9 protein-coding genes are annotated in these 12588 nt (G+C 67.9%); 2 read left to right on the top strand and 7 right to left on the bottom strand.

What is annotated here, in order from left to right; genetic code table 11:
- The first annotated feature begins 632 nt into the window (after positions 1–632).
- Positions 633–1370 carry a response regulator transcription factor gene (locus ACZ3I3_RS22350; RefSeq protein ID WP_467367625.1) on the top strand — a complete coding sequence of 246 codons (738 nt, stop codon included), beginning with the start codon at positions 633–635 and terminating at the stop codon, positions 1368–1370.
- A gap of 53 nt (positions 1371–1423) precedes the next feature.
- Here ACZ3I3_RS22350 and ACZ3I3_RS22345 read toward each other — a convergent pair whose 3' ends face one another.
- Positions 1424–3658 carry an ATP-binding cassette domain-containing protein gene (locus ACZ3I3_RS22345; protein WP_467367624.1) on the bottom strand — a complete coding sequence of 745 codons (2235 nt, stop codon included), beginning with the start codon at positions 3656–3658 and terminating at the stop codon, positions 1424–1426.
- 63 nt (positions 3659–3721) lie between these two features.
- On the opposite strand from ACZ3I3_RS22345, the gene ACZ3I3_RS22340 reads away from it, so the two are divergent.
- Positions 3722–4672: a helix-turn-helix transcriptional regulator gene (locus ACZ3I3_RS22340; RefSeq protein ID WP_467367622.1), complete on the top strand. Its 951-nt coding sequence runs from the start codon at positions 3722–3724 to the stop codon at positions 4670–4672.
- Between the two features lie 29 nt (positions 4673–4701).
- Here the strand turns inward: ACZ3I3_RS22340 and ACZ3I3_RS22335 are convergent, their stop codons facing one another.
- The 6 genes from ACZ3I3_RS22335 to ACZ3I3_RS22310 form a co-directional block, all read right to left on the bottom strand.
- Entirely contained in the window at positions 4702–6141 is a 1440-nt protein-coding gene (locus tag ACZ3I3_RS22335; RefSeq protein ID WP_467367620.1) for a flavin monoamine oxidase family protein, read from the bottom strand.
- 52 nt (positions 6142–6193) lie between these two features.
- Positions 6194–7372, bottom strand: a complete 1179-nt coding sequence (locus ACZ3I3_RS22330; RefSeq protein WP_467367618.1) for an MFS transporter — start codon at positions 7370–7372, stop codon at positions 6194–6196.
- Positions 7373–7398: 26 nt separating this feature from the next.
- Positions 7399–8163: a VOC family protein gene (locus tag ACZ3I3_RS22325; protein ID WP_467367616.1), complete on the bottom strand. Its 765-nt coding sequence runs from the start codon at positions 8161–8163 to the stop codon at positions 7399–7401.
- A 74-nt stretch (positions 8164–8237) separates the two neighbouring features.
- Positions 8238–10106: an asparagine synthase (glutamine-hydrolyzing) gene (gene asnB / locus ACZ3I3_RS22320; RefSeq protein WP_467367614.1), complete on the bottom strand. Its 1869-nt coding sequence runs from the start codon at positions 10104–10106 to the stop codon at positions 8238–8240.
- A 79-nt stretch (positions 10107–10185) separates the two neighbouring features.
- Complete coding sequence (locus tag ACZ3I3_RS22315; RefSeq protein ID WP_467367612.1) at positions 10186–11379, bottom strand: cytochrome P450; 1194 nt, start codon at positions 11377–11379, stop codon at positions 10186–10188.
- 123 nt (positions 11380–11502) lie between these two features.
- Positions 11503–12561 (bottom strand): methyltransferase domain-containing protein, encoded by a 1059-nt coding sequence (locus tag ACZ3I3_RS22310; RefSeq protein ID WP_467367610.1) that lies wholly within the window; start codon positions 12559–12561, stop codon positions 11503–11505.
- Between the last annotated feature and the right edge of the window lie 27 nt (positions 12562–12588).

Raw genomic sequence — 12588 nt, 5'->3', positions numbered from 1 at the left:
GAGGGCGCATCATGGATGTGCGGACGTGGCCTCGAATTCTTCCAAATCGTGACAGTGTTGCCACGACAAGGCCCAAACCTGCCTTCGGTCAACCGTGGCTTATAACGCCAAGGCGGGGTGCCGAGGTCGATTTCCGTACGGGTCCGGCGGCCACTCGTCACGCTCGGCTGTGGATCCGGTTGCTGCCACCCTCAGGACGTTGCCGGGGAGTGCGCGTGCTGCGACCACCGCGCAGGCGCGCTGCGCAAGGCCGCCGACCTGGAACACGCCGCGTTCGCACTCCAGCGCCGGCACTCCGTCCCGGGCTCAGGGCGTGGTCAGGACCACTCTGCCGACATGACGTTGACGCCTCGTTGTTCAAGGTGACCTCATTCTGAATCATCCATCATGAGTCCAGTAATAGTTTATCGCTGGCCCCGTTGGAGAAGCAACCGTCTTTGCGTCGCGAGAATATGCTTTTGGAGAGCGCACGTTCGTACCGCTATTGCGCATCTCGTGGCGGAAGTGTGTCCGTGATCGACCAATCTTCCGATGCCGTTCATGTGCCTCCACTGGCTGTCGTTGTTCGAAATCCGCTGGGCGGGGTACGTGTCCTTGTGCCGCGAAGGCGATCTCGGAGAGTCGGTCGTGTCATGATCGCATTGACGAGTCAGGAGGAAGTGTTGGTCGACCAAGAAGCCAGATTACTGGTCGTTGCGGATTGCGAAGGCGCAGAGGTGATGATCAAGGATCTTGAGCGCCACGGTTTCGGGACCGAAGCGGCCGGGACGGGTGCACAAGCAATGGCTACCGCCCACGACTTCGACGTCGTTCTCATTGATCTCGACCTCAAGGATTTCGACGGACTCACACTGTGCAAGAGGATCCGTGAGGTCAGCCACGTCCCGATGGTCGGTTTCTCCAAGGACGAGTTCGACCGGGTGCTCGCCCTGGAAATAGGGTGTGACGACTGCATTACGAAGCCTTATCCCAGTCGCGAGCTCATGGCGCGTCTTGAAGCGCTGTTGCGCAGAGTACGGACCAGGCCCCAACCGCTGGTGGTCGCTGACCAACTGGAGATCGATCCCAATCTGCGTGAGGTCCGGGTCGGTGGCGAACTCATCGCGCTGACCCGCACGGAGTTCGAGATGCTCCATCTTCTCGCGGGCGAGCCGGGGAAGATCTTCACCCGGTCCGAGCTGCTGCGGCGCGTGTGGGCCTACGACAACACGGACCCGGAAGTGACGTCGCTGGCCAGCCGGACGATAGACACGCACCTCAGCAGCATCCGCAAGAAGCTCGGTTCTGCGCAGTGGATCGTCACGGTGCGCGGGATCGGCTTCAGGTTCTGCAATGAGACGGTATCGGGTGAGTTGAGGATGAGTGAGTAGAAGACCTTTTCTGGGGCCGTGCGTTCTTCCCGGGCGGTGCCATGGCGGCGGGATCAGGCGGTTTCGTGCAGCGCTTCGGCGGTGGCCGTGGAGGTGATGCCGGCGACGGGCCCCTGATAGAGGATCTCCCCGCCGTGCTTCCCGGGGCCGGGGCCGAGGTCGATGATCCAGTCGGCCTGTCGGATGACATCGAGGTTGTGCTCGATCAGTACAACGGTGTGACCGTGGTCCACCAGGCTGTCGAGGTGGCTCAGCAGGGTGTCGATGTCACGTAGGTGCAGGCCGGTAGTGGGCTCGTCGAGGATGTAGAGGGTCGGGTCGGTGGAGTCCCGGAGCTCCTTGGCGATCTTCACGCGCTGGCACTCACCTCCGGAGAGAGACGTGAGGGGCTGGCCGAGCCGGAGGTAGCCCAGGCCGACCTCGTCGAGGTGGCGCAGCGCCTTCGTGATCGTGCGATCGGAGAGCCGGTCGATGGCATCGGCGACCGTGAGGTCGTCGATGTCGGCGATGGACAGCCCGTCGACCCGGTACTCCAGGACCTCGGGCGTGAACCGGCGCCCCTGGCAGGTTTCGCAGACCGTTTCCTGATCCTCCATGAACGCCAGGTCGGTGGAGACGATCCCGAGGCCCTTGCACTCGGGGCAGGCGCCCTCGGAGTTGGCGCTGAACAGGCCGGCTGGGACCTGGTTGTGGCGTGCGAAAACCTTACGGATGGGGGCCGCGATCCCGGTGTAGGTGATGGGGGTCGAGCGGCGGTTGGTGCTGACCTGCTTCTGGTCGATCACGACCGCGTCGTGCTGGGCGACGAGTTCGCTCGCGAGACTGGACTTCCCGGAGCCGGCCACGCCGGTGAGCACGGTTGTCACGCCCGTTGGAATGTCCACGGTCAGGTTCTTGAGGTTGTTGCGCGTGGCGTTGGCCACGGTGATGTGTCCCCGCGGCGTCCGCGGATCGTCCTTGATGGGCCGGCGCTCTGACAGCGCCGCCGCCGTGGCGGTGCCGGCCTTGCGGAGGCCACGGAAGCTGCCCTGGTAGACGAGCGTTCCGCCGTGCGCGCCCGCGAGGGGCCCGACCTCGATGATCTGGTCGGCGATGGCCATGACGGCGGGGTCGTGCTCGACCACGAGGACGCTGTTGCCCTTGTCCCGGAGCTGCTTGAGCAGCTCGGTCATGGAGGAGATGTCGTGGGCGTGCAGCCCGACGGTGGGTTCGTCGAATACGTAGAGCATCTCGGTGAGGCTGCTGCCCAGGTGCTTGACGGTCTTGATCCGCTGGGACTCGCCACCCGAGAGCGTCGTGGTGGCGCGGCCGAGGTGGAGATAGCCGAGCCCGATGGTGATCATCGCCTGGAGCCGTTCCGTCAGCGCGGCCACCACCGGTGCCACGGTTGCGTCGGTCACGCCCTGCACCAGCTCCGCGAGCTCATCGACCTCCAACCGCGCCATCTCGCCGATGGTGTGGCCGAGCACCTTGGCCGCCCGGCTCTCCTTGTTGAGACGGTCCCCGCAGCAGTCCGGGCACACCTCGGAACGGGTGAATTTGGCGAGGGTTTCCTTCTTGCGGTCGTTCATGTCGTCGGAGGTACGCAGGTAGATGCGCTCGAACCGCTCGACGATGCCCTGGTAGCCCTTGGGAAGCCGGTTCGCCAGCGACCCGGCGGACCCGATGCCGTACAGCAGCGCGTCCCGTTCGGTCCGGCTCCAGTGGCGCAGCGGCTTGTCGACGTCGAAGACGCCGATGTCGGCGAAGTTCTTGTACCAGTAACCGTCGACGGCGAACCCGGGCAGCAGGACGGCGCCCTCGCGCAGCGACCTGTCCGGGTCGATGAAGCGGTCGACGGAGCTGGCTACGACCTCGCCGATGCCCGAGCAGGTGGGGCACATGCCGGCCGGGTCGTTGAAGGAGAAGTGGCTGGACTCGCCGACGTGCGGTGTGCTCACCCGGGAGAACAGCAGCCGGAGGTAGGTCCAGGTGTCCGTGATCGTGCCGACCGTGGAGCGGGCGTTACCGCCCAGACGCCGCTGGTCGATCACCACCACCGGGGAGAGCCCCTGGATCTCGCCGACCTCGGGGCGGGTCCACTTCGGCAGCCGGTTGCGGATGTAGGGCGGGAACGTCTCGTGCAGTTGGTAGCCCGCCTCCGCTGCGATCGTGTCGAACACCAGCGACGACTTGCCCGAGCCCGACACGCCGACGAAGACCACGACTTGTGAGCGGGGCACGGCCACGTCGAGGTCTTGCAGGTTGTGGGTACGGGCTCGCGTGATCCGGATCTCTCGGTTGGACATATTCAGGACCGTAACGTGAGATGTGGACGGAAAGTGGCCGCGACTGTCTGCGACGATGCGTTCATGGCCGACGTCCTGCAACGCATCCTCGCTCTGCTGGTCGTGCTGCAGTCGGGCAAGACGTTCACGGGCGAGGAGCTGGCGGCCCGGCTGGACGTCCCCCCGCGCACCCTGCGGCGTGACATCAACCGGCTCCGCGGCTACGGATACCCGGTCGAGACGCAGCCGGGCCCGGGCGGCTACTACCGGCTCACGGCCGGGCGGACCATGCCCCCGCTGCTGCTCGACGACGACGAGGCGATCGCGACCCTGCTGGGCCTGGCCGCCCTCGGCGCGACCGGCAACGCGCGTGGGGGCAGCGTCGACGACGCGGCGATCCGTGCGTACGGCAAAGTCGATCAGTACCTGCCCAAGCGACTGCGCCCCCGCGTGGCCGCGCTGCGCACCAGCCTGGAGACGACACCGACGCCGACACCGAGCATCAGCGCGGAGACGATGAGCACGCTCGCCGAAGCGATCACGCACGCCCGCGTGGTGACCTTCCGCTACGTCGGCGCGAACGGGACGGCCACCTCGCGCAGGGTCGAGCCCTATCGCCAGATCCACCTGCTCATGAGGTGGTACCTGCTGGGATGGGACACCGACAAGGAGGACTGGCGCGTGTTCCGCATCGACCGCCTCTGTGAACTCCAGGCGCAGACCAGGACGTTCGCACCGCGCACGCTGCCCGCGGGGACCGGCGTCGACTACCTCCGCCAGAGCATCAACAGAAACCGGCAGCGTGTGGTGGTGACGATCGACGCCCCCATGACGGAGGTGGCGGACGCGTTCGCGCATGAGGACATCGACCTCACGGCGGCCGCAGGAGGCGGGACCCAGGCCGTCCTCATGCTCGAATCCTGGCAGTGGCTCCTGCCGCGTCTCGCCTTCCTCGACGTCGACTTCCGCGTCGAGGAGCCCGCGGAATTCCGCGACCTGTTGCGGCAGTTCGGCGCCCGCCTCGGCCGTCAGTGACCGGCCTGCCGTCCCTTCGGCGCACGACATCACGAGCCCGACAGTTCGAGGAGAACCCGGACGGCGGACTCCAGCGCGTAGTTCATGGACCCTCCATTGGGCTCGTAGGAGGTGTGCTCGCCGGCGAAGTGGATCCGTCCCTCCGGGCGCCGTGCGTGCTCCATCAACGCGTGGTGGCCCAGCTCCGGAAGCACGTACGCGCCTCCTATGTAGCGTTCGTTGTCCCAGGAGAAGGACGTGCCGAGTTCGAAGTTCGCGCGCGTGCCGGGGAGAAGCGGCTCGACCTCGTCGAGCGCGAAATCGACGCGCTCCTCCGGGCCCATGCTCGCCACCGCCTGAGCGGACCAACCACTGAACCAGCACTCGACAATCTTCCGTCCCGCCGGCCGCCGCGGCATGGCGTCACGCACGGTGCGGACCGGGCCGTCGGTGGACAGCATCAGCTGTTTCTCCGGCCAGAACTGCCTGCGCATCTGAAGGAAGACGCGGGTGGCCGACACGTACCGCATCCGGCGCATGGCCGCGTGCTTCTCCGGGGACAGGCGGGCCATCCCCAGGTTGATGTGGCGTATGCCCGCGAAGGGCGCGGTGACGATGACGCGGTCCGCGGTGAGCGTCTGGAGCCGGTTGCGGTCGAGGAAGGTCACCCGCGCCTCGTGGTCGTCCTGCGCGATCCGCACCACAGGGGCCCGGTAGAAGACATGATCCGCGACCCTGTCGGCCAGGGCCCGGGCCAGCATGTCCGTACCGCCCTTGATCTTGCGCCAGTCGGCACCGGGGGCTGACAGGGACCAGGGGCCCGACTCGTAGCGTGCCCACGACATGGCCGACGCGGTTCCCAGCTCGTTCCCGCGCATCTCCAGGAAGTACGGCTCGATCAGGCTGATCGCGGCGGCGGAGGCGCCCCGGGCCTCGAGCACCTCGCGCACCGAGAGTTGGTCGAGCTCCAGCAGCCGCGGCGACGGGCTCCAGACCGGGGCCAGGACCTCCGGGCCGATGTCCTTGTTCGGCTGCGTGACGTACCTGGCCACCATCTCCTCGACGGTCAGCTCCCGCTCGTCCGGGTGCAGGCCCAGGAGGGCGGCGTGTTCCGCCGTCTGATCCGGCCGGATCCGCGTGCCGTTGCGGTAGTACGAGAAGTCCGTGCCGACGAGGTCGCTCGGTTCCGTCTCGACGCCCATCTCGCGCAGATAGTGCACGGTGTAGTCGTCGCACTGGTTCGTCACCGTCATGGCGCCGGCCTCGGCTTGGAGACCGTCGGCGAACGAGGCGCGCAGGGTCCTGGTCCGGCCACCCGGATGGCCGGACGCCTCCAGCACCGTGACGCGGATGCCCCGCTTGGTCAGCTCGTGAGCGGCGCCGAGGCCGGCCAGACCCGCACCCACGATGACGACGTGATCGATGCCGTCGAGTGGCGGGAGACCTTTGTCGAAGGCGGTCCTTGTGTCGTGCTGAGTCGGCCAGGACACTGTCGTCCCTTTCGTCGGGGTCGCCGGGGCATGGGGGTGGACGGCATGCGGCTCATGGCGTCACGCGGACTTCCTGGCGTCCTTCGTGAGGAGCCCCGGTGCGCTTGAGGAAATCGGGGATGAGGGTGAGCAGCCCGAGGAAGGCCATGACCGCGCCGCTCCACAGCGGCGCGGACAGACCGTGCCCGGCGCTGATCCCGAGGCCGCCGAGCCAGGGGCCGATGGCCACGCCCACGTTGATCGCGGACCCGTTGAGGGAGTTCACCAGGGCGCCGTTGTTGGACAACGCCATGACGCGAGTGGCCATCGCCGGGTTGAGAGGCAGCCCGATCAGGCCGAGAAGGACGGTGGCGACGATCACCGGCACCTGGTGGGTGAGCGTCAGCGCGAAGCCGGCCAGCACGAGGGTCAGCGCGGTGAGCCCGCCGACGAGGACCGGCCTAGTGTAGCGGTCCGCGTACCGCCCCACGACGGCGTTGCCCACCACGGTGGCCAGCCCGTACAAGGCGAACAGCACGGGAACGGTCGACCGCGAGAAGCCGCCGGCATCGGTGAAGATCGGCGACAGGTAGGTGAAGCCGGTCACGGCCGCCCCGATGACGAGGGCGTTGGTCGCATACGCGCCCCACAGCCGTCCGCTGCGCAGAGCCTGGATCTCCGTCGGCAGGTCGAGGGTCTGGGCCTCCTCGCGGCCTGGCACCTTCAGCACGACCGCGACGATGCACACGAGGGCCAGGGCGCCGACGATCCAGAAGCTCGCCCGCCACCCGAGGTGCTGCTCGATGAGTGACGCGGCGGGCAGGCTGACGACTTGGGCGATGGTGAGGCCGCCGTAGAGGACCGACATCGCCCGTCCGCGGCGCTCGGCGCCGACGAGCTGCACGCAGACCGCGGCGGCCACGCCGAAGAAGGCGGACGCGGCCAGCGCCGTCACCACGCGTGCCACCGCGAGCACCCAGTAGTCCGGGGCGATCGCCGCGATCGTCTGGCCGATGACGAAGACGACGAGCAGCCAGATCAGTGACCGCTTCGGCGGCAGCTTGCGCATCGCGATGGTCAGGGACGGGCCGCCGACGACCATTCCCACGGCGAAGATCGAGATCAGGTACCCGACCGCCGCGACGGAGACGCCGAACTCGGACGAGATCCCTGGGATCAGCCCGGCCACCATGATCTCGGTGGTGTTGAGGGTGAAGATCGCGACACCCAGCACGTACACGGCAAAAGGCATGACTATGTCTCTTCCATGAGCCGGCTTCACTCGGCCGTCGGCAGGGTGAACGTGCTCCACCGGTTGCCGAAGGGATCGAGGAACTGTCCGACCACCACCCCGTTCGCATCCGAGAGGGGGCCCATCACCCGGCGTGCTCCGGCCGCCTCGGCGCGCTTCAGCAGAGCCGGGACGTCGGCGACGCGTACCCCGGGGATCGCGTAGTCGGCCGTGCCGTCGAGAACACCGCCGATCTCACCGGTGGCCCCGGGCGGCAGAACGCCGTAGTACGCCACGCCTTCGGCCGCCGTGTCGCGTTCGGTGGTCCAGCCGAACGCCTTCTCGTAGAACTCCTGCGTCGCGGCGAGGTCGGTGGTCCCGATCTCGAAGAAGGCCGTGGCGTTCAGCACGGGGGCGGCGTCGCGCGCGGCGGCCGGATCGCGCCGCGCGGCGGGCTCGAACAGCCCGAGCCGGTTCCCTCGCACATCGATGACCACCGCGTGGATGTCGCCCGCAGGTGTGCGCTCGGGGGGCTCGGCGAGCGCGGCGCCGAGCGGCTCCAGGCGGCGGACCTCCGCTGCCGCGTCGGAGCACACGACGCTGATGCACAGCGTGTCCCGGCCGCCGCCGCGCAGCGCCCCCATGCTCGTTGCGGCACCGGGTGCGGTGATCGTACGGTACGAGTCGTCGCTGCCGAACGAGTGGAAACTCCAGCCGAAGAGCTCCTGGTAGAACTGCTGGCTGCGGGACGGGTCGGTGGCAGTGATCTCGAACCAGCCCACCGTGGCCGGGTGGGAGTCCGACGTGCTCATCAGCACTCCTTGCTTGTCGGATGATGCTTGGCCGGATGGTCCTCGGGCGAGGGGAGAACCCGTGGTCCGGGGGCTCAACCCGTCAGGTCGAGGCTCACGTCGCAGGACTCCAGCCAGAAGTTGAGCCGCACGGGGGTTTCGTCCTGGAGCGCCCGCTTCGCCATCGACGACGGCTCGTCGCACGGCGCGCCGAGCGCCTCGTGCACCAGGTCCCGGTCGAACAGCGGCAGCGCCGGGGAGTTCGGTTCCGCGACGATGCTCTTCAGTTTCCGGCGTATCGCGCGGTCGTAGCCTGCGTCCAGGGTGGACGGGTACGGGGCTTTGCGGCGCTCGACGATCGAGCGGGGGAGGAGGTCCCTGGTCGCCGCGCGCAGCAGACTCTTCTCGCGACCGTCGAAGGTCCTCAGCGACCAGGGCACGTTGAAGACGTACTCGACCAGGCGGTGGTCGAGGAACGGGAGGCGCTCCTCGACGCCGTTGGCCATGCTGAGCCGGTCCTTGCGGTCCAGGCAGATGGGCATGAACCGGGTCAGGTTCAGATAGGTCGCGGTCCGCATCCGCCGCTCCATTCCGGTCTCGCCCGGCAGATGCGGAACCTCGGCGAGGGCCGTCCGGTACTGATCGGCGATGTACTCCGTAAGCCTCAGCTCCTTGACCAGGTCGCGGTTGAGGAACGCGGTGGACTGCTCCTCGACGGTCTTCTCGCCGAGTGCGTGCCACGGGAAGGTGTCCGCCTGCACAGCCCGCTCGTCGTGGAACCACAACAGTCCGCCGAAAGACTCGTCGGCGCCCTCGCCCGACAAAACGACGGAGCACTCGTCGCGGATCGCCCGGAACAGCAGGTAGATCGAGGGGCCGTGGTCCCCGATGCCGTAGGGCAGTTCCAGGGCCTTCCACGTCGCGCTCAGTACGTGCGAGGCGGCGAGATCGGGAGTGTCCAGGACGATCTCCCGGTGGTCGGTTCCGGCGTGCCGTGCCAGCTCTGCCACGAAGGGCGCGTCCGGGTCCGCGCGTTGCGGCTCCGGCACGAAGTTCTCGACCTGGCCGACGAAGTCCACGGAGAAGCTCCGGAGACGCTGCTTCCCGGCGGGGTCGACGATGTGCTGTCCCAGGGCGGTCAGCGCGCTGGAGTCCAGCCCTCCGGAGAGCAGGGTGCACAGCGGGACGTCCGCCACCATCTGCCGGGTGACGATGTCTTCCAGCAGCTCACGTACCGTCCGGATGGTCGTCGGCTGGTCGTCGGTGTGCTCCCGGGACTGCAGTTCCCAGTACTTCTCTTCCGAGCGGTGCCCCTTGCGGACCCGGAGAAGATGGCCGGGCCGTACCTCGTACATGCCCTTCAGGGGTGTCTGGCCCGGAACTCGGAGGAAGGAGAGGAGATCTCGCAGCCCGTCCAGCGACAGTACCGCCTTGCTCTCCGGGTGGGCGAGGATCGCCTTGGGCTCGGATCCGAAGAGCAAGCCGTTGCCGGTCGGGTAGTAGAAGAGCGGTTTCATGCCCAGGCGGTCCCGGTACAGCAGTACCTCGTCGGTACGACCGTCCCAGATCGCGAAGGCGAACATTCCGTTCAGCCGCTGCACGAAGTCCGGTCCCCACTCAAGGTAGGCCCGGAGCACCACCTCGGTGTCGCAGCGGGTCAGGAACGGGTGACCGAGCCCCTTGAGTTCCTCGCGGAGATCGAGAAAGTTGAACACCTCGCCCGTGTAGCTGATCGCGGCCAGCGGCCTTCCGTCGGGTGTCGTCTCCGGCGTGACCATGGGTTGGGCGCCGTTGCGGGGGTCCATCACCCCCTTGCGCCGGTGGCCCAGGGCCACGTGGCTGCTCAGCCATATGCCCTCGCCGTCCGGCCCGCGCGGGGCCAGGGTGTCCACCATCTTCTGCAGGACCGGGCCCTCGGTGGTGAGATCGCGGTAGTAGTCGATCCAGCCGGTGGTTCCGCACATCGTGTTCTCCTCTGACGTACGCGCAATGAACTCGGAGGTTTTCGGTGGCAGACGAAACGCCCGCCGGACATCGCCGGCGTCAGGTGACGCGCAACGGCAGGAGTTCCAGGCCCCGGATGATGTTGTTCGGGGTGCGGACGGGCTCACCGGCGAGGTCGATCTTCTCGGCCCGTGCGGCGAGCGCGTTGAACAGGGCGTGCGCTTCCATCGTGGCCAGCACCCGCCCGGGGCAGTTGTGGACGCCGAAGCCGAAGGCAACGCTGTCCGATGGATTACGGCGCACGCGGAAGCGGTCGGGGTCGGGGTAGTGGCGCTCGTCCCGGTTGGCCGAGCCGTAGGAGAGCACCACCCTGGACCCCGCGGGGATCGTCACGCCGTCGAGGTCCACGTCGCACGTGGTCACACGCGTGAAGGACTGTATCGGCGCCTCCATGCGCAGGCCTTCGAGGAACGCTCCGGGGACGGTTGCGGGGTCCTGGCGGACCTTGGCCCACTCGTCCGGGTTCCGCGCCAGCAGCCACAGGGTGCTGGCGATACCAGCGATGGTCGTGTCCATTCCGGCGCACGCGTAGGCGCTCATGGTCATCAACGCCTCGTTCTCGGTGATATCGCCGCGGTCGACGGCTTCCCAGACGATCTGGCCGAAGCTGTCGGGGAGCAGTTTCCCGGGCGTCGCCTTGGCGGTGAGGTACTGCGCGAGCGCCTGTACGTCGGGCAGCGATGAGGCCTGGTGGTCGCTGTAGGGGCCCATGGCGTTGAACGCGCTGAGGGCCCAGTCGAGGATCTCCTCGCGTTGTTCGTCGCGGGGGAACCCGATGAGGTCGAGCACGATGCCCACCGGCAGCGTACGCGCGAAGTCCCTGACACCGTCGAACTCCTCTCGCCGCACGAGGCCGTCGACGAGCTGACCCGCGAGTTGCTCAAGGCCGTCGGCGACCTTGCGGACGTACTGCGGCCGGAGGGCGTCGGCGAAGACCGTGCGGACCTTGCGCTGCCGCGGCGGGTCCATGCCCAGGAGCGACCCTTCCATGGCTTCGTTCGCGGTCGGGTTCATCGCGATGCCCTCGGCCGAGCTGAACCGCTCCCAGTCGACGAGCGCCGGGCGGACGTGTTCGTAGCGGAAGAGACCGTAGAGGTCGTACTCGCTCAGATAGACGGCGGGCCCCAGGCCGCGCAACGCCGCGTAGTGAGGGTAGGGGTCCGTCAGTGCCGCGGTGGAGAAGAGTTCCACGTCGCTCTCGGGTATCGAGCTCGACGTCGTTGCTGTGGTCACGTCTGGATCCCTCCAGAGGGTGTGAGTGTTGATCCGGGGGCGTGCGCGCAGGGGGCCGGCAAGGGCCACCGCCGCGGCCGCGTCGCCCCGTCCCGCCCGCGGTGGTTGGCTGCGGCGTCGGCCTCAGCTCGGTGGCGCCACGAGGTCGTAGAAGCAGATCCGGGGGCCGGCGTCGGGCCGTGTGTAGACCTGGCGGCACTCAAGGCGGGACTTTTCGAAGACGTCGAACCAGGCGGACCGGTCGCGGGGGAGTCCCTGTCCGCTCAGCACGTGGATCAGGAAGAAGTCGTCGTCGTTCTCCCGGCCGTCGAAGCGCAGCTCCGGCTCCCCGATCAGCAGGGTCTTCAGATGGGGGAACCTCGTCGAGATCTCGTCCAGCAGGTCCACGACGGCCTGCTCGCCGTGCCGGAAGTGCTCGTGGAGTGCGCTCATCATGCACAGGCCGTCGGCCTCGGCGCAGACGGCCGGCCAGGTGTCGGGCGCGAAGGCGTCCCCGACGACGAACTCGACCCGGTCGGCCACTCCGGATCGCCTGGCCAGGTCGTTCGCCCAGGCGATGGCGTCCGGGGAGTTGTCGATGCCGATGCCGGTCAGCGACGCATCGCGCAGGCAGGCGTCCACGATCAGTTGCCCGCCGCCGCAGCCGACGTCGAGCATGCGCCTGACGTTCCGTCCCTGGATGGCCCGCAGCACGGTGGGGGTGTGGAAGAAGGAGAACAGCGTGGCACAGTGTGCTCCGAGCGCCCCGCCGTCGCGGACGACGTCCTTGCCGTAGATGGCCTCACCGGTGAGCAACTCGCCGATTCGGCTGGTGACTTGGCCGTAGGCCTCGACGTAGACCCCGAGCCTGGCCAGTGAGACATCGGTGGTGAGGCACTCCCCGAGCTGGGTCAGGAAGTACTCCTCACCCCGCATTTCGAGGATGCCCCGCCCGGTGAGGTAGCGCAGGAAGCCGGTTCCGATATCCGGGTCGAGCCCGGCCAGCAGGCCATTTCCGGGCTGTCGTGGTCCGCTGCGCAGCCGCTCCAGCAGGGGGGTGGCGGACAGCGCCTGCACCGCGTGGCAGACGTGCATGGCGCTGATCATCTCGGGCAGGTCGGACAGCGTGAACTTCTGCCATTCCCTCCGCTGTTCCGCGTCCTGCAGTTCGACGATCGGCGGCGTGCTCTTGGTGAGTGTCACGGGCCCTCGTCCTCTCACGGGTCGGTC

Source organism: Streptomyces sp. NPDC016851 (genome assembly GCF_055562795.1).
Note: the sequence above shows the minus strand (reverse complement) of the source record. Positions and strands in the feature narration are given on the sequence as shown.